Annotated in this window: 19 protein-coding genes; 11 read left to right on the forward strand and 8 right to left on the reverse strand. The window is 70.2% G+C overall.

Features of this window, described 5'->3' with window-relative positions:
• The first annotated feature begins 44 nt into the window (after positions 1-44).
• Genes ACSVC7_RS04830 through ACSVC7_RS04840 form a run of 3 tightly spaced genes read left to right on the forward strand, consistent with a single transcriptional unit; the run spans position 45 to position 1,644 of the window.
• On the forward strand, positions 45-590 hold the full coding sequence (locus ACSVC7_RS04830) for a hypothetical protein (protein WP_448203289.1): 546 nt from the start codon (positions 45-47) through the stop codon (positions 588-590).
• Positions 587-1,105, forward strand: a complete 519-nt coding sequence (locus tag ACSVC7_RS04835) for a DUF1499 domain-containing protein (protein ID WP_448203290.1) — start codon at positions 587-589, stop codon at positions 1,103-1,105. The genes ACSVC7_RS04830 and ACSVC7_RS04835 overlap by 4 nt, the downstream gene beginning before the upstream one ends.
• The gene (locus ACSVC7_RS04840; protein ID WP_448203291.1) at positions 1,105-1,644 is read left to right on the forward strand and encodes a DUF2141 domain-containing protein; all 540 of its coding nucleotides are present in this window, start codon (positions 1,105-1,107) and stop codon (positions 1,642-1,644) included. The genes ACSVC7_RS04835 and ACSVC7_RS04840 overlap by 1 nt, the downstream gene beginning before the upstream one ends.
• Here the strand turns inward: ACSVC7_RS04840 and ACSVC7_RS04845 are convergent.
• On the reverse strand, positions 1,610-3,097 hold the full coding sequence (locus ACSVC7_RS04845; protein ID WP_448203292.1) for an aldehyde dehydrogenase family protein: 1,488 nt from the start codon (positions 3,095-3,097) through the stop codon (positions 1,610-1,612). The two genes, ACSVC7_RS04840 and ACSVC7_RS04845, sit on opposite strands and share 35 nt — an antisense overlap.
• A gap of 87 nt (positions 3,098-3,184) precedes the next feature.
• Here ACSVC7_RS04845 and crtI point away from each other — a divergent pair, with 87 nt between their 5' ends.
• The 5 genes from crtI (at position 3,185) to ACSVC7_RS04870 (ending at position 9,105) form a co-directional block, all read left to right on the forward strand.
• Positions 3,185-4,735: a phytoene desaturase family protein gene (gene crtI / locus ACSVC7_RS04850; protein ID WP_448203293.1), complete on the forward strand. Its 1,551-nt coding sequence runs from the start codon at positions 3,185-3,187 to the stop codon at positions 4,733-4,735.
• Positions 4,735-6,267 carry a phytoene desaturase family protein gene (locus ACSVC7_RS04855; protein ID WP_448203294.1) on the forward strand — a complete coding sequence of 511 codons (1,533 nt, stop codon included), beginning with the start codon at positions 4,735-4,737 and terminating at the stop codon, positions 6,265-6,267. The genes crtI and ACSVC7_RS04855 overlap by 1 nt, the downstream gene beginning before the upstream one ends.
• Positions 6,268-6,437: 170 nt before the next feature.
• The gene (locus ACSVC7_RS04860) at positions 6,438-7,151 is read left to right on the forward strand and encodes a lysophospholipid acyltransferase family protein (protein ID WP_448203295.1); all 714 of its coding nucleotides are present in this window, start codon (positions 6,438-6,440) and stop codon (positions 7,149-7,151) included.
• A 200-nt stretch (positions 7,152-7,351) separates the two neighbouring features.
• Positions 7,352-8,377 carry a glycosyltransferase gene (locus tag ACSVC7_RS04865; RefSeq protein ID WP_448203296.1) on the forward strand — a complete coding sequence of 342 codons (1,026 nt, stop codon included), beginning with the start codon at positions 7,352-7,354 and terminating at the stop codon, positions 8,375-8,377.
• Positions 8,374-9,105 carry an endonuclease III domain-containing protein gene (locus ACSVC7_RS04870; RefSeq protein WP_448203297.1) on the forward strand — a complete coding sequence of 244 codons (732 nt, stop codon included), beginning with the start codon at positions 8,374-8,376 and terminating at the stop codon, positions 9,103-9,105. The genes ACSVC7_RS04865 and ACSVC7_RS04870 overlap by 4 nt, the downstream gene beginning before the upstream one ends.
• A 171-nt stretch (positions 9,106-9,276) precedes the next feature.
• Here the strand turns inward: ACSVC7_RS04870 and ACSVC7_RS04875 are convergent, their stop codons facing one another.
• Both ACSVC7_RS04875 and ACSVC7_RS04880 read right to left on the reverse strand, forming a co-directional pair.
• Positions 9,277-9,501 (reverse strand): hypothetical protein, encoded by a 225-nt coding sequence (locus tag ACSVC7_RS04875; RefSeq protein ID WP_448203298.1) that lies wholly within the window; start codon positions 9,499-9,501, stop codon positions 9,277-9,279.
• Positions 9,502-9,527: 26 nt separating this feature from the next.
• Positions 9,528-9,785, reverse strand: a complete 258-nt coding sequence (locus ACSVC7_RS04880; protein ID WP_448203299.1) for a hypothetical protein — start codon at positions 9,783-9,785, stop codon at positions 9,528-9,530.
• Positions 9,786-9,965: 180 nt separating this feature from the next.
• Here ACSVC7_RS04880 and ACSVC7_RS04885 point away from each other — a divergent pair, with 180 nt between their 5' ends.
• The gene (locus ACSVC7_RS04885; protein ID WP_448203300.1) at positions 9,966-12,611 is read left to right on the forward strand and encodes a glycosyltransferase; all 2,646 of its coding nucleotides are present in this window, start codon (positions 9,966-9,968) and stop codon (positions 12,609-12,611) included.
• 66 nt (positions 12,612-12,677) lie between these two features.
• Here the strand turns inward: ACSVC7_RS04885 and ACSVC7_RS04890 are convergent, their stop codons facing one another.
• The 5 genes from ACSVC7_RS04890 to ACSVC7_RS04910 all read right to left on the reverse strand — a co-directional run bounded on the left by ACSVC7_RS04890 (position 12,678) and on the right by ACSVC7_RS04910 (position 17,320).
• Entirely contained in the window at positions 12,678-13,490 is an 813-nt protein-coding gene (locus tag ACSVC7_RS04890) for a hypothetical protein (RefSeq protein WP_448203301.1), read from the reverse strand.
• Positions 13,491-13,588: 98 nt separating this feature from the next.
• Entirely contained in the window at positions 13,589-13,807 is a 219-nt protein-coding gene (locus ACSVC7_RS04895; protein ID WP_448203302.1) for a DUF1150 family protein, read from the reverse strand.
• Positions 13,808-13,841: 34 nt separating this feature from the next.
• A complete protein-coding gene (locus tag ACSVC7_RS04900) occupies positions 13,842-14,306 on the reverse strand; it encodes a hypothetical protein (RefSeq protein ID WP_448203303.1) in 465 nt (154 codons plus the stop codon).
• Positions 14,307-14,376: 70 nt separating this feature from the next.
• Positions 14,377-14,829, reverse strand: a complete 453-nt coding sequence (locus ACSVC7_RS04905; protein WP_448203304.1) for a hypothetical protein — start codon at positions 14,827-14,829, stop codon at positions 14,377-14,379.
• A gap of 253 nt (positions 14,830-15,082) precedes the next feature.
• A complete protein-coding gene (locus tag ACSVC7_RS04910; protein WP_448203305.1) occupies positions 15,083-17,320 on the reverse strand; it encodes a DNA topoisomerase in 2,238 nt (745 codons plus the stop codon).
• Positions 17,321-17,341: 21 nt separating this feature from the next.
• On the opposite strand from ACSVC7_RS04910, the gene ACSVC7_RS04915 reads away from it, so the two are divergent.
• On the forward strand, positions 17,342-18,133 hold the full coding sequence (locus tag ACSVC7_RS04915; protein WP_448203306.1) for a trypsin-like serine peptidase: 792 nt from the start codon (positions 17,342-17,344) through the stop codon (positions 18,131-18,133).
• 123 nt (positions 18,134-18,256) lie between these two features.
• Positions 18,257-18,604: a RidA family protein gene (locus tag ACSVC7_RS04920; RefSeq protein WP_448203307.1), complete on the forward strand. Its 348-nt coding sequence runs from the start codon at positions 18,257-18,259 to the stop codon at positions 18,602-18,604.
• Positions 18,605-18,758 lie beyond the last annotated feature (154 nt).

The following is an 18,758-nucleotide window of genomic DNA, read 5'->3' on the forward strand; positions in this document are numbered from 1 at the left end:
TCGATAAGGGATCTCCCACGGGATCCTTTCGGCAGGGAGGGGCCATGGCATCGACGCAGCGGGACACCGCACCCGATCCGGAACGGCTCATCGAGGCATGGCGCGAGGCCGCCGCCGAGGCGCGGCGCTGGCGTGACGATCCGGAACGCGCGGCGGCGCTGAAGGCCGCCCGCAACCGCCTGCATCAACCGCCGCCGCCCAGGCCCCGCAGTCCCGAACAGGTGCTCGCCGACGAACTGCGCGCCGCCCGCGCCGCCTGGGCACAGGCGCAGGTGCAGGATATGACGGGGGCGGATCGCGTGGCGGCTTACGCCACCCTGAAACGCTGGGAACCGGGCCTGTTCGGCTACAGCGAGACGCAACGCTCCACCGCCGGCAAGATCGCCGCGGCGGAGGAGGCGGAAGTGCGCCGTGACGCCCAGGAACGGGCGGAGGCGCAGTCTCTGATCCGCGCCTTCCGCCTCGCCCAGGACCGCGCCCGCGCGACGGCCCGTGCCGTGGAGACCGATCCGGATGCCCGCGCGCTCGCCGACACGGAAGGTCCGCCGCTGCGCGGCCATCATCCGCCGGGGCGGGTGACCGCTCCATGAAGCGGTTCCTCCGGGTCCTGCTGATCGTGCTGGCCGTGCCGGTGCTGGCCTATCTGGTGCTGGCCGCAGTGGTCGGGCGGGACGGGGTGTGGGCGACGCTGTTCGGCCCCGGCAGCCGGGCGCCGGTGGACTTTGCGACTCTGGTTCCGCCCGACAGCCCGAACCGGTACCTGGTCTGCCCGCCGCGCGCCTGCACCCGCGCCGACGCGGAGAGCCCCGTCTATCCGGTGCCGCCGGATCGCTTGCGCGCCGCGTGGCTGGGGGTGATCGAAAAGCACAGGGCGAACGTACTCTCCAGCGGCGGCGAGCAGATCGAAGCGGAGGTTCGAACCCCATGGCTGCGCTTCCCCGACCTCGTCACCGTCCGGATCATCCCCGAGGCGGATGGCCGGTCCTCCTTCGCGGTCTACAGCCGCTCGCTCTACGGCTATTCCGACATGGGCGTGAACGCCGCGCGGGTGAAGGCCTGGGTGGCGGAGGTGGAGGCGGGGGTGCGGGCCGGGGCGGGGGCGTGATGCTGCGATGCCCCCTCCCTAACCCTCCCCCGCTTCGCAGGGGAGGGAACCAATCTCCCTCCCCTGCGATAGCGGGGGAGGGTCGGGGTGGGGGCATCGGTGCAGCCGTTTTCCTCCTCACGATCCTCCTCACCACCCCCACCCACGCCGCCGACCTCTCGGTCACCGTCACCAACGTGCGCAACGACCGTGGCAAGGTGCTGGTCGCCCTCTGCACGCCGGACACCTTCCTGAAGGCCGGCTGCCCCTACACCGCCGGCGAGCCGGCGCGCGCGGGCCAAGTCACCGTCACGGTGCGCAACGTTCCGCCCGGCACCTACGCGGTGCAGGCGTTCCATGACGAGAACCAGAACCTGGACATCGACCGGAACTTCCTTGGCCTGCCGGAGGAGGGCATCGGCTTCGGCAACGACGCGCCGATGCGCTTCGGCCCGCCGCGCTACGCGGACGCGGCACTCGCCATCGGGCCGGCGGGCGGGCGGACCAACTTGGCGCTGCGCTATTTCATCGAGAGCGGAAGCGGTTCCTCATCGCGCTGAGCAGCGACCGCCACGCCCCCCGCTGGCCCCCCGACCGATTGCCGTGGGCGACGCGCAGCCAAGCCATCAGCAGCGCCTCGTCCGCTTCGCCCATTGGCTGGTGGTGGGGACGGAATCGGCTGGGGCTGACGGAAATGGTCTTCACCTGTGTCATCTCCAGCAGGCCCTCCGCCCCGCGCGTGACACCCCAGCCACTGCGCCGCCGTCCGCCGAAGGGCAGGCGCGGGTCGGCGGTGGGGGCGATCAGATCGTTGATCGTCACCGATCCGGCCTCCACCCGCAAGGCGAGCGCGCGGGCATCAGTCTCCGGTCCGAAGATCGAGGCGCCGAGCGCGTAGGGGGAAAGCGCCGCCATCCGCAACGCCTCCTCCATGTCCGCCACAGCGACCAGCGCCAGCACCGGGGCGAACACGTCTTCCGACAGCAACCCCATGTCCGGCCGCGCGTCGGCCACGGCGAAGGGCGCCAGCAGCGGTGCGTCGGTGGCCGGCGGCGGGCCGATCAGGCGGGCGCCCTTGGTGAGCGCCTCCTCCACCAGCCGGGCCAGCCGGGCGCGCACGGGCAACGGCACCGGGGACGGGGGCAGGACGGCGATGCGCTGACTCAGGACACGTTCCAGCTCCGGCATCTGCGCGGGGGTCACGAAGACCCGGCGCGGTGCGATGCAGGTGGCTGAACCGTTGAAGCGCAGCCCGAAAGCCAGCGCCCCCGCGACGAACTCCACGTCCGCGCCGGGCAGGACGAACACCGGGTCATTGCCCGACAGTTCCATGGTCGCGGGAATCAGCTTTTCCGCCAACCGCGCCATCACCCGCCGCCCGGTTTCGGCGGAGCCGGTCAGCACCACCTTGTCCACGCCGGTCTCGATGGCCGCTTCCGCCTCCGCCGGGCTTTCACCGAGCACCACGAACAGCCCCTCCGGCAAGCCGGCCTCCCTCAGCCAGTGCGCCAGCGCGGCCATGGGGGCGGCGCAGCCGGGGGCCGGCTTGACCAGCGCGGCGTTGCCGGCGACCAGAGCCTGGACCACCTGCACCCCGGCCAGCAGCAGAGGGTAGTTGGATGGCGCGATGACGAGCACGGTCCCGAACGGCTCCCGCCGAACCTCCGCCGTCACGCCGAACAGCCAGCCGGGCCGTCCGCGCGCGCCGAGGCGGCGGGGCTTCAGCAACGCGCCGGCCTCCCTCTCCAGGAAGCGGCAAGCGTCGGCCAGCGGCAGCACCTCTGCCGCGAGGCTTTCCGCGCGCGTCCGGCCGGGGCGCGTGGACAGCGTGTCGAGCAGCGTTTCGGCCTCATCCGCGATCCGGCGGCGCAAGGCCGCGATGGGCGCCAGCCGCTCCGCGACGGGGCGTGTGGCCCACTCCGCCTGGGCCGTGCGGGCGGTGGCCAGCGCGCGCGCAACCCTTTCGGCGAGGGCGGCCTCATCCGTTTGGAATTGGTTTCGAGTGTGATCCATCGGCGAGCGCCCTCCGTAACCAAACCAGACTTTTGTTCATCGGGCGCGATTGCCAAGGGCGCTTTCCCTCAGGAAGAAAGGACCGGCATGCATCGACGCGTGGTCATCATCGGCGCGGGACCGGGCGGTCTGGCCAGCGCCATCCTTCTGGCGCTGACCGGCGCCAAGGTCACGGTGCTGGAGCGCAAGCCGCGGGTTGGCGGCCGTTCCGCGTTGATGGAAACGGACGGCTTCCGCTTCGACACCGGCCCGACCTTCTTCCTCTATCCCCGCATTCTGGAGGAGATCTTCGCCGCCGCCGGGCGCCGGCTGTCCGACCGGGTGGAGCTGGTTCGCCTCGACCCGCTCTACCGGTTGATGTTCGAGGGGGGCGGGGACCTGAGGGTGCAGGCCGATCCCGACCGGCTGGCGGCGGAAATCGACCGCTTCGCTCCTGGCGACGCCAGCAACCTGAAGCGTTTCCTGGCGGACAATCGCGCGAAGCTGGAGTTTTTCCGGCCGGTTCTGGAAAGGCCCTTCAACAGTCCTCTGGACCTGCTGTCCGGCCCCATCCTGAAGGCGCTGCGCTGGCTCAGCCCGCACCGGTCGGTGGACGCGGAACTGGCGCGCTATTTCCGGGACCCGCGCGTCCGTCTGGCCTTCTCCTTCCAGAGCAAGTACCTGGGCATGTCGCCCTTCCGCTGCCCCAGCCTGTTCACCATCCTGTCCTTCCTGGAGCATGAACATGGCGTCTACCACCCGCGCGGCGGCTGCGGCGCGGTAATGGGGGCGATGGCGCAGCTGGCCCGCGAGCTGGGCGTGGAGATCCGGCTGGGCGAGGCGGTGCGCCACATCGAGTTCCGGGGGCGCCGCGCGGTCGGCGTGCGGACCGCGCAGGGCGACCATCCGTCCGACGCGCTGGTCATCAACGCCGACTTCGCCAAGGCCATGGCGACGCTGGTGCCCGACGACCTGCGCCGGCGCTGGAGCGACGCGCGGATCGCGCGCAAGAAATTCTCCTGCTCTACCTTCATGCTCTATCTGGGGATCGAGGGGCGGGTGGACCTCGACCACCACACGATTCTGCTGGCGGAGGACTATGCCCGCAACCTTGCGGAGATCGAGGCCTGCCGGGAACTGCCCCGGCGCCCGTCGCTCTACGTCCAGAACGCCTGCGCCACCGATCCGGAAATGGCGCCGCCCGGCTGCTCCACCCTTTACGTGCTGGTCCCGGTCGGGCACCAGCGCGGCCACATCGACTGGACGGCGGAGGCGCCGCGCTACCGCGCGCTGGTGCTGAAGCGGCTGGAGGCGTTGGGCGTGCGCGACCTCGAACGCCGCATCCGGGTGGAGCGCGTCATCACCCCCGCCGACTGGGCCGACGACTTCGCCATCCACCGGGGCGCCACCTTCAACCTCGCCCACAGCCTGGACCAGATGCTCCACAACCGGCCGCGCAACCGGTTCGAGGATCTGGACGGCGTCTATCTGGTCGGCGGCGGCACCCACCCCGGCAGCGGCCTGCCGGTGATCTTCGAGGGTGCGCGCATTTCCGCCCGTTTGCTGGCGGAGGAATTGGGCCTGCCGGTCCCCTGGACCGCGGACCTGTCCGGCATCGGTGGTGTTGTCAAGGAAGCCCTGTCTGGGGAGGCGGCATAATGAAGAAGGATCGGATCGCGGTGATCGGCGGCGGGCTGGGCGGTCTGGCGTCAGCCGTCGTGCTGGCGGCGCGGGGGCATGCCGTGACGCTGTTCGAGCGCAACCGCTGGCTCGGCGGCAAGGCGGCGGTGCTGGAGGAGGGCGGCTACCGCTTCGACATGGGGCCGACCATCCTGACCGTGCCGCGCGTGCTGCGCCGCATCTTCGCTGAGGCCGGGCGCGACCTGGACAAGGAGATGGACCTCATCCGGCTCGACCCGCAATGGCGCTGCTTCTTCGAGGACGGCAGCGTGCTCGACCTGTCCGAGGATGTGGACGCCATGGCGGCGACGCTCGACCGCTTCGCGCCCGGTAAGGGGGCGGGGGAGGGCTACCGCCGCTTCCTCGCCCTGTCGGAACGGCTGCACGGCATTTCGGAGCGCTTCTTCTTCTGGAAGCCGGTCGAGGATCTGGCCGACACCATGGACCTGAAACGCAGCCTGAACGCCGCCACCCTGTCCGACGTGCTGGCGCTGCGCATGGGCGCGACGGTTGCCGGCACCATCCGCGGCAAGGTCAGCGACGGGCGGGTCGCGCAGATGCTCGACCACTTCACGCAGTATGTGGGGTCGTCGCCCTACGGCTCCCCGGCGGTGCTCTGCGCCATCGCGCACATGCAGACCAACGACGGGGTCTGGTATCCGCATGGCGGCACCCGCGCCGTGCCGGCCGCGCTGGAGCGGCTGGCGAACGACCTGGGCGTTGAGATCCGCACTGGCACCGGCGTCCGGCGCATCGTCGTCGAGAATGGCCGTGCCGTCGCCGTGGAGACCGGGACAGGCGAACGCGTGCCCGTCTCAGCCGTCGTCTCCAACATGGACTCCGTTCGGATGTATGACGAACTGGTCGGCGGCGCGCCGGCCGAACGCTTCCGGAAGCGCAAACGGCATGAGCCCGCCTGTTCCGGCGTGGTCTTCTACCTGGGTCTCGACCGTGCCTACGACCACCTGCTGCACCATGACTTCGTCTTCTCCCGCGACCCCGAGGAAGAGTTCGACTGGATCTACCGCCGGGGCGAGCCGGCGCCCGATCCCACCTGCTACATCGCCGCCCCCGCCCGCACCGAACCGGGCGTCGCCCCGCCGGGCGGCGAGGCGCTGTATGTGCTGGTCCACACCCCCTACCTGCGCCCGCACCACGACTGGACGCGCATGCTGCCCGACTACCGCCGCGTGGTCTTCGACAAGCTGAAGCGCACGGCGGGCATGGCCGACCTGGAAGACCGCATCCGCGTGGAACGCCACCTGACCCCGCAGGATATCCACGACCGCTACAACGTGCTGAACGGCGCCATCTACGGGTTGGCCAGCCATGGGCGTTTCATGGGCGCCTTCAAGCCCGGCAACCGCTCCCGCGAGGTGGCAGGGCTGTATCTGGCGGGCGGAGCGGCGCATCCCGGTCCTGGCATGCCGATGGTTCTGATGTCCGGCTGGATCGCCGCCGACACGCTGGACGCGGACCTGGGCGGGGCGAGCCGGCGGGAGGTGGCGTAGGCGACGTGGTCGAAACGAGCCCCCTCCCTAACCCTCCCCCGCTTCGCAGGGGAGGGAATTTAAAGCCCTCCCCCGCCCAGCGGGGGAGGGTTGGGTGGGGGCACGGCGACCCGCTTCCACCACGCTCCCCACTCCTGGTCCGCTTCTTCGGGCGGGTGATGGCGCGGGCCATGCGGCGGAGCTTCCACGCCGTCCGGCTCGCCAAGCCCGGCTGGCCGAACCTGCCCGCCGGGCGGCCGGTGATCGTCTACACGAACCACCCCTCCTGGTGGGATCCGGCCTTCATGATTGTGATGGGCACGACGCGCTTCGCCGCCCGGCCCGGCTATGGTCCCATCGACGTGGCGGGGCTGACGCGCTACCCGTTCCTGGGCCGCATCGGCCTGTTCGGGATCGAGCCGCACTCCGCCCAAGGCGCCGCCACCTTCCTGCGCACCGCCCGCCGAATTTTGGACGTCCCCGACGCCATGCTGTGGATCACGGCGGAGGGCGCCTTCACCGATCCGCGCCGTCGTCCGGTGCAATTGCGCCCCGGCCTCGCCCATCTGGTGCGGCGCGTGCCAGACGCGGTGGTCGTGCCGATGGCCTTTGAATACCCGTTCTGGGACGAGCGCACGCCCGAAGCCCTGGCCCGCTTCGGAACGCTGGTGGACGCCGCCCTGTTCGAAGGCTGGCGCGTCGAGACCCTGAACGCCCACCTGACCCACGCGCTGGAGGACACCATGGACTCCCTGGCCGAGGACGCGCAGAGCCGCGACCCGGAGCGCTTCATCCGGGTGATCGGCGGAACGGTCGGGGTGGGGGGAGTTTACGACCTGTGGCGGCGGGGTCGGGCCTGGGCGACGGGCCGCCGCTTCGACCCCGGCCATGGGGGTGCCGAGTGAGCGCGTGGGTGGAATGGGCGGCGCTCAGCTTGGCGGCGCTGCCGTTGGGAATGATGGTATGGAATCTTTCCCTGTACCGGCCACTTTCTCCCTCTCCCCTCCGGGGAGAGGGTCGGGGTGAGGGGGATGTCGGGGGACGCGAAGGTTCGGCAATTGCCGGACCCCCTCACCCTAACCCTCTCCCCGGAGGGGAGAGGGGATTGAGTGGCGGGGCCGAGTGCGCCGTCTCCATCCTCATCCCGGCCCGCAATGAAGAGGCCAGCATCGCGGACGCCGTCGAGGCTACGCTCGCCAACCCAAACGTTGCACTGGAGGTCGTCGTGCTCGACGACCACTCGACCGACCGCACTGCCGAGATCGTCCGCGCCATCGCCGCCCGCGACCCGCGCGTCCGCCTGGAGCGCGCCCCGCCGTTGCCACCGGGCTGGTCGGGCAAGCAGCACGCCTGCCATGTCCTGGCGGGCTTGGCGCGGCACCCGATCCTGCTGTTCCAGGACGCCGACGTGCGGCTGGAGCCCGGCGCGGTCGCTCCCATGGCGGCCTTCCTGCGCGCCAGCGGCGCCGGGCTGGTCAGCGGCTTTCCCCGGCAGGCGACCGGAACGCTGGGGGAGGCGCTGGTCATTCCGCTGATCCATTTCCTTCTGCTCGGCTATCTGCCGATGGCGCGCATGCGGCGCAGTGTGCATCCGGGCTACGGCGCGGCCTGCGGGCAACTGATCCTGGTGGATCGGAACGCCTACGCGAGGGCCGGCGGGCACGCGGCCATCCGGACCTCGCTGCACGACGGCGTGACGCTTCCGCGCGCCTTCCGCCGCGCCGACATCATGACCGACCTGTTCGACGCCACCGGATTCGCCCGCTGCCGCATGTACCGGGGCTTCGCCGAGGTCTGGGCCGGCTTCTCCAAGAACGCGACGGAGGGCATGGCGACTTCTGCGGCATTGCCCGTATGGACCGTCCTGCTGTTCGGCGGGCACGTCCTGCCCTGGCTGCTTCTGGTCCTGTCGCCGGAATGGCTGCCGGCCCTGGCGGCGGGGACGGGGCTGGCGACGCGCCTGATCCTGGCCACCCGCTTCCGGCAGAGCCTGCTCGGCGTGCTGCTCCACCCGTTGGGCGTGCTGGTGATGCTGGCGATTCAGTGGACCGCGCTGGTCCGCTCGGCGCTCGGCCATCCGGCGGTGTGGCGGGGCCGCGCCTATCCATCCCCGCATGGGAGTAATGGATGAAAGACCTGTTCGAGGAGCCCCCGTCCGACAAGCTGCTGGAGATCCACCGCCGGCTCTGCCTCGTCTTCGGCTGCCCGGTGGCCTATTTCCGCGCGCTCGACCCGTTGAGCGAGCTGGTGTCCTCACTGCTGTCGCACCGGACGCGCAACGCCGCGTCGGGGGCGGCCTTCCGTGCCTTGCGGGCGCGCTGGGGCGAGGATTGGGCGGCGGTGCGCGACGCCGACCCGGCGGAGGTCGAGGGCACCATCGCCGGCGTCACCTGGCCGGAACAGAAGGCCCCGCGCATCCAAGCGATCCTGCGTCGGGTCACGGAGTTGCGCGGCGAACTGTCGTTGGATTTCCTGGCGGAACTGTCGGTGGAGGAGGCGCGGGCGTGGCTGCAATCCCTTCCCGGCGTCGGCCCGAAGACCAGCGCGGCCGTGATGAGCTTCAGCAGTCTGCGTCGCCCGGCGCTGCCGGTGGACAGCCATCACCACCGCGTGGCGGTGCGCACAGGCCTGATCCCGGCGAAGGTCGCGGTCGGCCCGTCGCACCGCATCCTGGAGGCGCAGCTTCCCCGCGACTGGACCGCGCAGCAGATTTACGACAACCATGAAGTGATGATGCTGCACGGGCAGCGGGTGTGCTTCCACCACAACCCGGCGTGCGACCGCTGCGTGCTGCTGACCCTGTGCCCCACGGGGCAGGCCCGCATGGAGGGGCCGGAGCGGGCCAGAGGGACGGGGTGAGGGGGCGCCGGCTCATTGCAGGGCTTTTCCGGCCTTCGGCCGCCCCCTCATCCTGAACCCGGTCGCTCGCAAGTCTCGCGACCGCTCTCCGCCTATGATCGCCTTCGGCGCTCATCCCACTTCGCGGGCGGCTCCGAGCCCCGGAGGGGAGAGGGGACTATGAAGGGGTGTTCACGAACGGTCCGAGCCGGACTGCCCCTTGTATTTGTCGGCCTGTTTGCGGTCTTCTTCGATCTCGCGGGCCATTTCCTCGCCGATCTTAGGGTCGATGTCCTTGGCTTGGTCGGCCAAGTCCTTCGCCTTGCGGGTGTCGCCGTCGGCGGCTTTTTCGATGGCCTGCTCGGCGAGGTCGTGGGCTTTGCGGTGTTCCGGGCTCTTTTCGTGCTGGCCGGCCATGGGTGTCTCCTTTTTCCTGTGTTGCGTCAGTTCAGCAGGCCGTTGGGGCGGCGCGGGCCGGGCATGATGGCGGGGGCGGTCCGTCCGCCACCGCCGCCCGCTTCCTCTGCGGCGTCCAGCATCGCTTCGGCCTGCTTCTGCACGGCGGCGGCGCGGGCGCGGTCCATGGGGTCGGGGCTCTTGGCCTTGACGAGTTCGGCCGCCTGTTCGGCGAGGTCGAGCGTCTCGACCACCTCCTCCATCGTCTCCTCCAGAGCGTCCACGTCGACTTTCTTGTCCGTCATCCTCGCTTCTCCGGTCGTCTTTCCGGTCTTCGCAGTCGGTCCAGCCAACAGGGCGGATGGCCCGGCCGTTCCCGGATCAAAATTTTGGCGAAGGTCCGGGAATAGTTTTTTGCGGTGCACGTTCGTCTGAGTGTCCGGTGGCGCCCGCCACCTTCCTTCCAGGCTTGCGAACCTCCCCACATGAGCAACCCGAAGCGTTCGATCCGGTCGGCGGCCCTGGCCGCCGCCATGCTGGCCGTGACTGCCGGCCATGCGTCCTTCTGGTCCTGGCGCAACGCGCCCACTCCTGTGGACGCGCAGCCGGGGCGCATCGAATCCGTGTCCTATTCGCCCTCGGGCCGCGACTACGACCCAAACCACCAGCCGGTGGTGCCGGAGACCGAGATCGACAAGGACATGACGGCCATCGCCGGCTTCGCCGACGGGGTGCGCACCTACTCCACGCTCGGCTCGCAAGGGCAGGTGCCGGCCATCGCGGCCAAGCACGGGCTGGACGTCTCGCTGGGCGTGTGGCTCAGCAAGGACAAGACCCGCAACGAGCAGGAAGTGGCCCGCGCCATAACGCTGGCCCGCACGGTGCGCGGCATCACCCGCATCGTGGTCGGCAATGAAACGCTGCTGCGCGCCGACCTGACCGACGCGGAGCTGGCCAGCTACGTCAAGCGGGTCCGCGCCGCCGTGCCCAAGCACATCAAGGTCGGCACCGCCGACGTGTGGTCGGAAGTCGTGAAGGCGAAGGAGACCATCAAGGCGTCCGACTACATGGGCGTGCACGTCCTGCCCTACTGGGAAGGCGTGCCGGCCGACAAGGCGCTGACCTGGATCCGCGACCGGCTGGACACCGTGCGCAAGGCGCATCCGGGCAAGCCGCTGTTCGTGGGCGAGGTGGGCTGGCCGTCGGGCGGCGAGAACTTCCACGACGCCTACGCCACGCCGCAGTCGCAGGCCTGGGTGGTCCGCAACTTCGCGGCCGAGGCCGGCATGTTGGGCATCGACTACAACGTGGTCGAGGCGTTCGACGGCGTGTGGAAGTCCACCATCGAAGGCTCGCCCGGCCCGACCTGGGGCGTGCTGGACGCCGACCGCGCGCCGAAGTGGCCGCTGAAGGGCGACGTGCCGGCCCCCTACGGCGACCGGGTGGGCGCCGGTGTGGCGCTGGGCCTCGGCCTCGCCCTGTCGGCTTTCGTCGCCTTCCGCCGCCGGACCAGCCTGTCCTACGCGCTGGCCGCCTCGGTCGGCGCCAACGTGATCGGCTTCGCGGTCGGCTCGGCGGTGGCCGGCGCCTATGGCGAGTATCTGACCTTCGGCGCCGTGACCACCTGGGGCTCCGCCTTCCTGCTGGGCGCGCTGATGATGGGCGTGGCCTTCGCCGACCTGACGGAGGTGGTGCGGCGCCTGTTCACCGGCCGCGCGCCGGAGCTGCTGCCGTCCATTCCGGCCGTGCCGGAGCACAAGCCGATGGTCTCCATCCACGTCGCCGCCTGCCGCGAGCAGCCGGACGTGCTGGCCGCCACGCTGACCTCGCTCGCCCGGCTCGACTATCCGAACTATGAGGTCGTCGTCCTCATCAACAACACCGAGGATGAGGAGCTGGTCCGCCCGGTCGAGGAGCTGTGCGCGGAGCTGGGACCGAAGTTCAAGTTCCACTGGTACAAGAAGATCAGCGGCTTCAAGGCCGGCGCCCTGAACGCGGCGCTGCGCCACACCGACCCGGCCGCCGAGATCGTCGCGGTTCTGGATGCCGACTACACCGTGTCGCCGGACTGGCTGAACAAGCTGGCCCCGACCTTCGCGGACCCCAGCGTCGGCATCGTGCAGGCCCCGCAGGAGCACCGCGACGGCCGCGAGACCGGCCTGAAGGCCGCCATGACGGCCGAGTACCGTCCCTTCTTCGATGTCGGCATGCAGGAGGGTCTGGCGACCCAGGCCTTCATCTGCCACGGCACGATGATCATGCTGCGCCGCTCCGCCATGGATCAGGTCGGCGGCTGGTCGGAGGAGGGCATCTGCGAGGACACCGAGCTTGGCATCCGCATCCTGTCGGCCGGCTACCGCGCCGCCTACACGGACGAGCGGCTGGGCGAGGGCCTTGCCCCGGACAACTTCATGCAGTTCCGCAAGCAGCGCGACCGCTGGGTCTTCGGCTCCACGCAGATCCTGCGCGCCCACTGGAAGAAGTTCCTGCCGGGTGCGGCGGAGCTGAGCGCCGCGCAGAAGCTCGGTTACCTGACCAACTGGGCGCGCTGGTGGTCGGACGCGGTGGGCGTGATCGCCGCCGGCGCGGCGGTGACCTGGACCTTCGCCTCGCTGGTTCTGCCGCTGCACCTGCCGCCGGTCGAAGCCACCGCCGCCGTGCTGGGTGCGTTGGTCCTGCGCGCCGGGTCGAGCCTGCTGGCCTCGCGCTACGCCTCGGGCAACTCGTGGAAGGACAGCGTCGGCGCCTGTGCGGTCGGCATGGCCCTGTCCACCACGGTGGCGATGGCGGCGCTCCGCGGTGTGATCCGCAAGCGCGACGCCTTCCGCGTCACCGCCAAGGGCGGCAAGCGGGCGCCCAGCCGCTTCTGCGCCAAGCCGGAAGCCTACCTGTCCGGCGCGCTGCTGGCGGCCTCGGCCACGGCGGCCCTGGTGAACCCGCTGGGCACCCTGTCGCTGGAGCTTTGGTCGGCCCTGCTGTTCGCCATGGCGGTGCCGAACCTGATGGCGGTGGGCTTTGCGGTCGGCGACATGCTGCCGGCCCGCGCCCCGCGTCCGGTGGAACTGCCGGCCCCGCAGACCGCCGCCCAGCCGGCCGCTCAGCCGGCCACCCGCGACGCGGTCACCGCGTAACCGTCCACGCGCACGAAAAGGCCCTCTTCCCACGCGGGAAGGGGGCCTTTCCTTTTTGCCGCGACACTACTTCTTGCCCAGCTTCTGGATGCTGATGACCTGCTGCGATGCGACGTTGCCCTGGCCGATGGCGGCGTTGAAGGTGCTGTTGACGTTGTTGAACTGAACACCGCCGTTGGCGAGCGCCGCCGGAAGGTGCGGCAGCGGACCGAAATTGGACATGACCGGGTCGATGTCGCCGCCGAAGGGAAAGCTCCCCTTGTTCCCGGAGGGCTTCGGCGCCGCGACCGGCACCGGCTTCGGGGGCGGCGCCGGGGCGTGAGCCTGCGCCGGGGCCGTGGCGGAGGGACCCTGTGGGGGCGCCTGGGCCTGCGGCGCGCCGCCGCCAGGATTGCCGGAGATTTCGGTGTTTTGCAGCACCCCCTGGCTGGAAACGTTGCCGTCGCCGAAGGTCAGCGACAGCGAGCTGTCGACGTTGTTCACGGTGAACGGGGCGTCGATGAAGTTGAAGGTCGGGAAGACCGGGACGACCGGCTCGGGCGGCGGCTGACGGCTGGCGGCCAGCGCCTGCCCCTTGTTGAAGCCGCCGAGGAAGCCGGCGTCGCCGCGAATCTTGGCGATGGCCTGCTGGTGCACCTGCTTGCGGCTGACGGCGGGGTTGGTGACCGTGGCGCCCGGAGGCGCCCCGCGCGGGCCGGCGTTCACGAAGACCGGCTGGCGCGGCAGCAAGGGCGGCATGCCCATCCCCATGCCCATCGACATGCCGACCGTGGCCCCCAGCCGTGGATCGACGGAGAAGCCGCCCGCGTCCTGCGCGGCGGCGGTCCCGCTCAACAGCGCCAGGGCGGCGAAGCCGGAGAGCAGAGCGGTGCGGGGCATGGCAGGCTCCTCCTGTTCGGTGTTTCGCCGCGCAATGTGTCGGAAAGCCCCGCGGCCCGCTGTGAGGCGGGCCACATTTGGCGGCGGTTGCGCTCCGGTCAGTGCACGCTGAGCGCGCGCATGTCCTGCTGCGCCAGGGTGGCGTCGGCCAGTTCTCGGCTGCGGAACTGCCAGAGCCGCGTCCCGTCCGCCCCATAGGCGACGTAGCGGGTCCGTCCCCAGCGGCTCACGGTCTTCTTGACGTAGGCGCAGTCGAGCAGCCCAAGCTGGGCGAATCGGTCGCGGACGAACGTGTCCAGGGATTCGGGGTCGTGCATGGAATGTCCTCGGTGAATGTCCCTGATTCCGGGGTCAGTCGATGGAAACCACCAGCGTGCCGACGCGCACGGTCAGTCCATGCGCCCCCCCGAGGGCGTCGGGCCCCAGGAAATTGGGTTCGGCGCGGGCGTCCTCCTCGAAGGGGAAGTTGCGGCCGAAGGGCTGGTCGGGGGTTGGCTTGGCCTCGTGGGGCAACGGGGGTAGGGACGGCATAGTCATCGGCGGCATGGGCATCGGCTTCAGGTCGTGCGGCGCCGGCCCGCGGCGGCAGGTCGTCTTGTCGTTGATGGTCTCGCAGGTCAGCGTACCCGGCCCGGTGATGCAGGTGGTCTTGTCGTTGACCGTCTGGCAGGCCAGCGAGCCTTGCCCGCGGCTGCACACCGTCTTCCCATTGACCGTCTGGCAGGCGAGGTTCTCCGCGCTCGCGGTTTGCGGGGAGGCGGTCAGCAGCAGGACGGCGACGGCGGAGCCGAGGGCCGACAGGGCGAAACGGAGCATGGCGAAAGTCCTCCGGTGAGGATCGCGGAAGGCGGGGCGCCGCCGGTCGGGGCGGCGGCGCCCACACGGGTCACTGGGCTTGCAGACCGAACACTTTCTGGCCGGCGAGGTTGCCGATGCCGGCGGAAACGTTCGTGTTCACGCCGACGTTGGTGTCCAGAAGCCCGCCCTTGCCGAAGCCGAACGTGACTCCGGTGACGCTCTGCTTGGCCTTGTTGCCGATGCCGGCGGCGACGTTGGTGTTCACGCCGACGTTGGTGTTCACCAGCGACGAGCCGAACCCCGGCCCCTGTTGCAGCCCGAACACCTGCTGCTTGGCCTTGTTGCCGATGCCGGCAGCGAGGTTCGTGTTCACGCCGACGTTGGTGTTGGTCAGCGGCGCCACGCCCGCGTAGGAGCTGCCGAAGGCCGGCTTCCCCATCGCGGGGCCGAGCGGCATCCCGCCGGTTTGCAGGTCGTAAGCAAAAGCCGGCGCGGTGCAGAGGGCAGCGGCAGCGGCGGCGATCAGGGTCAGGCGGCGCATGGGGCGAATCTCCTTCGGACATGTGGCGCCGGGCGTCAGCCGCGGCGGTGTCGATGGCCGGAAGGTAGGCGGATGCAACGCGGGCCGCTGTGGCCTGCGCCACAGTTCGGGGAGGATTGCTGCTTTCCTACTTCCCTCTCCCCTCCGGGGAGAGGGTTAGGGTGAGGGGGATGCGCGTGTGCCGGACGTACCAGGGTGGCGGGACCCCCTCACCCCGACCCTCTCCCCAGAGGGGAGAGGGAGAAAGGGAACGTCACCGCGCGTGCTGGTCCAGAAACTGGCGGCAGGAGTCGAAGTCTTGCACGACAGCTTCCGGCAACTCCACGCCCTTGCGCTCGGCGAGGCTGCGGGCGAAGGCGACCATCTTGTCGGTCGGGGACTTGCGGCGTGCCCCGCTGGAAGGCGGAGGGGAGGGGGGCGTTTCGGAAACCGGAGCGATGGAGGGTGCGACCGTCGCCGTGGCCTTGGCCTTGCGGGCGCGGCGCGGCTTGGGCGGGGCGCCGTCCTCGGCCTCCGTTGCGGTCTTGCGGACACGGCTGCGCGTGCGTGTTCCCTTAGTGGTTCCGGTCGTGCCGGTGCTGGCCCGCCTTCGGCCGGTTCCGCCGCGCCCGGCGCGGAAGGTGGCCTTCACGCCGAGATCCACCGCCGGTCCCCGGTTGCCGACCAGCACGCCGATCAGCCGGCCGGCCTCGTCGGCGATGCCGTCGATCACGGTGCGGAAGTCGGCGCGGCCGGTGACGACCTCGTCCAGCCGCATCTCCCACAGCGCCGTCGTGCCCGGATCAACCAGCGTCGGGGCGGCGGCGCGCAGCGTTTCGAACAGTTGCAGCCCGGCCGGGGTCGGCGTCAGCCACTTGCCGTCGGCGTCCAGCAGGTTCTGCCGGCGCAGACCCTTGATGATCTCGGCGCGGGTGGCGGGGGTGCCGATGCCCTTGGCCTCCTTCAGCCGGTCGCGGAGCGCCGGATCCTCGACGAAACGCCAGGCGTTCTGCATGGCGTCCACCAGCGTGCCTTCGTTGTAGCGCGGCGGCGCCTGGGTGCGCTTGGCCTCCACCTTGGGGTCGGACAGGGTGGCCGATTCGCCGTGGGTGAGCGGGGGAAGCGTCTGCTCCGCCTCGTCCTCCGGCTTGCCGTCGTTCTCGGCTGAGCCGAAGGCGGCTTTCCAGCCGAGCTTCAGCGGAATGCGCCCGACCGCGCGGAACGGCACGGGCTTGCCGTCACCATTTTTATCAAGGGGCGGCACGTCCATGGTCGCCGTCGTCTGCCGGTATTCGTAGTCCGGCATCACGGCCGCCAGATAGGAGCGGCAGATCAGCGCGTAGAGCCGCTTTTCGTCGTCGGTCAGCCGGTTCAGCCGCGTTTCCAGGTCGTCCAGCACGTTGACGTTCGGGACGATGGCGTGGTGCGACACGCCTTCCAGCGCCTTGTCGCAGAAATGGCCGGACTTGCCCTTGCGAATCACCGGCCGCGAGAGATCCAGATGGGCGAAGCCGCGCAGGCGGGTCAGCGCGCCGGTGATGGCCGGCACGTCGGCGATCTGGTTTTCCGACAGGTAGCGCGCCTCCGCGCGCGGGTAGGTGATCAGCTTCTTGCCCTCACCGTCGTACAACTCCTGCGCCACCGACAGCGTCCGGTCGGCGGTCCAGCCCCAGCGCTGGCCACAGGTCTTCTGGAGCGAGGGCAGGTCGTAGAGCTTCGGCGGGGCCTGCCGCTTTTCCTCCACCTCAACCGACAGCGGACCGCTGTGGCCGGCGGCGGCGCGGGCGATGGCCTCGGCGCGGGCGCGGTCCTTGATGCGGTCTTTCGGCGGAGGAGCGTGGCGCATCTGGAAGGAGCCGGCCTCCACGGTGGCCGTCGCCACGACCTCGAAATAATCCTCCGGCTTGAAGTTGCGGATTTCCAGTTCGCGCAGGCAGACGATGGCGAGCGTCGGAGTCTTCACCCGTCCGATGCCGATCACCCCGCGCGTGCCCGGCGCCAGCAGCGTCTTGGTCGCCGTGCGGGTCAGCGACAGGTTGAAGATCTGGTCGGCCTGCTGGCGCGCCACCGCCGCCTCGTACAGGGGACGAAGTTCGTTGTTCGGCTTCAGCTTCGCGAAGGCGTCGCGGATCGTCTTGGGGTCCTGGGCGGTGAAGAGCGCGCGCTGCACCCGGCCGCGATAGCCGACATGCTCCAGGATCTCCTGCCCGATCAGCTGCCCTTCACGGTCGCAGTCGGTGGCGAGGATCACCTGGTCGCAGCCCTTCAGCGCCGCCTTGATGGCGGCCAGCTTCGCCGCTTTGTTACCGCCGCTGTCCGGCCGCGTCGGGTAGAGTCCGTCCGGCTTCAGCAGGGTCGGCGACCAGCGTTTCCAGTCCGGGTTCACCTCGTCCGGCTCGGCCAGACGCAACAGATGTCCCTCGGCCGGCAGGATGCGCCCGTAGCGCTCGCCGAGCGCGGCGCGCAGGTCCTTTGCCTGACTGGATTTTTCCGTGATGATCAGCGTGCCCATGGGGCCTAGGATAAGACGAAGATGAAAACGTATCAAGAACGTCTGATCGGCCTCCTGGCGCTTTCGGTGGCGCTGATCGCCGCACCCGCCCTGGCCCAGAATCTGGCGCAAAAGCCGGCGCTGCCCGGTATCGGGGCGGAGGACCGGCGCACCCCGGTTGACTTGCCCCAGGCGCCCTGGCGCAGCCTCGTCAAGGTGCAGAACAACCTCGGCGGGCGCTGCACCGGCGTGCTGGTGGCGCCGCGCCGTGTGGTGACGGCGGCCCACTGCCTGCTGAACCGCGCGCGGCAGTACCTGCCGGCCTCCTCCCTGCACGTTCTGTTCGGCTACGCGCGCGGGGAGTATCAGGAGCACCGCACCATCACCGCGCTGACCATTGGCGGCCCCTACGACCCGGAGCGCAAGCCGGAGGGACTCGCCGGCGACTGGGCGGTGCTGACGCTCGACGGCGACGCGCCGGCCGGGGTCGAACCGCTGCCGCTCGCCCGATCCCTGCCACCGAAGGGGACGCCGCTGATGCTCGGCGGCTACAGCCAGGACAAGGCGCACATCATCACGGCGGACACCGCCTGCGCGGCGCTGGGGACGGTCGCCTCGGCCAAGGGGCCGCTGCTGGTCCACGACTGCGCCGGCACGCGCGGCGTCAGCGGGGCCGCGCTGCTGGTCAGGGACGGGGAGGGCTGGCGGATCGCGGGAATCGCCGTTGCCGCGACCACCGGCCCGGCCCCGCGCGCCGTCGCCGTTCCGGCCGCCGCCTTCTCCGCCGCAATCGGGGGGACCGCGATCCGGGGAAATACGCCTTCTTTGCGGTGAGGCGGAGGCGCTGGGGTGGCGCGGGGCAGGTTTGAGCGGTTGCACCGCATTTTTTGCTATGTGCTTCGACCTGAATCGCATAGACGTACGCGCGTCTAAATTCCCGTAACCGGAGCCGTACCCATGTCGATCCAGCGCTTCCATTCCGGACCGCGCATGAGCCAGATGGTCATCCACAACGAGACGGTCTACCTGGCCGGCCAGGTGGCGGATGAGCCGACTCCGGACGTGGAGACGCAGACCCGCCAGATCCTGGGCCAGATCGACGCCCTGCTGGCGGAGGCCGGTACGAGCAAGAGCAACATCCTGTCCGCCACCATTTACCTGACGGACATCGCCAACTTCGGCGCCATGAACAAGGCGTGGGAAGCGTGGGTGGACACCGCCAACACGCCCGCCCGCGCGACCGTGGAGGCGAAGCTCGCCGCGCCGCAGTATCTCGTTGAAATTCAGGTGATCGCGGCTAAATAAGCTGCGTGAACGGGGCGACCCGGCTCCCTCGGTTGGGGTTTGCCGGCGTGGCCCACTGTCTGTGAGGGCCTCGCGCTTCGAAAAAATCCGGAAGGGCATGACCTTCCGGATTTACAGAACGTTAATCACACCTTAACAGATCACCCGTAAAACC

The organism is Azospirillum mesophilum (assembly GCF_053470405.2).

Excerpts from the sequence above, each read along its gene's own strand:
- ACSVC7_RS04875 (WP_448203298.1), bottom strand. The coding sequence starts at position 9,501 with ATGGCCGGCCAGCACGAAAAGAGCCCGGAACACCGCAAAGCCCACGAC.
- ACSVC7_RS04890 (WP_448203301.1), bottom strand. The coding sequence starts at position 13,490 with ATGCCCCGCACCGCTCTGCTCTCCGGCTTCGCCGCCCTGGCGCTGTTG.
- ACSVC7_RS04845 (WP_448203292.1), bottom strand. The coding sequence starts at position 3,097 with ATGGATCACACTCGAAACCAATTCCAAACGGATGAGGCCGCCCTCGCC.
- ACSVC7_RS04835 (WP_448203290.1), top strand. The coding sequence starts at position 587 with ATGAAGCGGTTCCTCCGGGTCCTGCTGATCGTGCTGGCCGTGCCGGTG.
- ACSVC7_RS04885 (WP_448203300.1), top strand. The coding sequence starts at position 9,966 with ATGAGCAACCCGAAGCGTTCGATCCGGTCGGCGGCCCTGGCCGCCGCC.
- ACSVC7_RS04905 (WP_448203304.1), bottom strand. The coding sequence starts at position 14,829 with ATGCGCCGCCTGACCCTGATCGCCGCCGCTGCCGCTGCCCTCTGCACC.
- ACSVC7_RS04910 (WP_448203305.1), bottom strand. The coding sequence starts at position 17,320 with ATGGGCACGCTGATCATCACGGAAAAATCCAGTCAGGCAAAGGACCTG.
- ACSVC7_RS04880 (WP_448203299.1), bottom strand. The coding sequence starts at position 9,785 with ATGACGGACAAGAAAGTCGACGTGGACGCTCTGGAGGAGACGATGGAG.
- ACSVC7_RS04920 (WP_448203307.1), top strand. The coding sequence starts at position 18,257 with ATGTCGATCCAGCGCTTCCATTCCGGACCGCGCATGAGCCAGATGGTC.
- crtI (WP_448203293.1), top strand. The coding sequence starts at position 3,185 with ATGCATCGACGCGTGGTCATCATCGGCGCGGGACCGGGCGGTCTGGCC.
- ACSVC7_RS04895 (WP_448203302.1), bottom strand. The coding sequence starts at position 13,807 with ATGCACGACCCCGAATCCCTGGACACGTTCGTCCGCGACCGATTCGCC.
- ACSVC7_RS04900 (WP_448203303.1), bottom strand. The coding sequence starts at position 14,306 with ATGCTCCGTTTCGCCCTGTCGGCCCTCGGCTCCGCCGTCGCCGTCCTG.
- ACSVC7_RS04870 (WP_448203297.1), top strand. The coding sequence starts at position 8,374 with ATGAAAGACCTGTTCGAGGAGCCCCCGTCCGACAAGCTGCTGGAGATC.
- ACSVC7_RS04840 (WP_448203291.1), top strand. The coding sequence starts at position 1,105 with ATGCTGCGATGCCCCCTCCCTAACCCTCCCCCGCTTCGCAGGGGAGGG.
- ACSVC7_RS04855 (WP_448203294.1), top strand. The coding sequence starts at position 4,735 with ATGAAGAAGGATCGGATCGCGGTGATCGGCGGCGGGCTGGGCGGTCTG.
- ACSVC7_RS04915 (WP_448203306.1), top strand. The coding sequence starts at position 17,342 with ATGAAAACGTATCAAGAACGTCTGATCGGCCTCCTGGCGCTTTCGGTG.
- ACSVC7_RS04830 (WP_448203289.1), top strand. The coding sequence starts at position 45 with ATGGCATCGACGCAGCGGGACACCGCACCCGATCCGGAACGGCTCATC.
- ACSVC7_RS04860 (WP_448203295.1), top strand. The coding sequence starts at position 6,438 with ATGCGGCGGAGCTTCCACGCCGTCCGGCTCGCCAAGCCCGGCTGGCCG.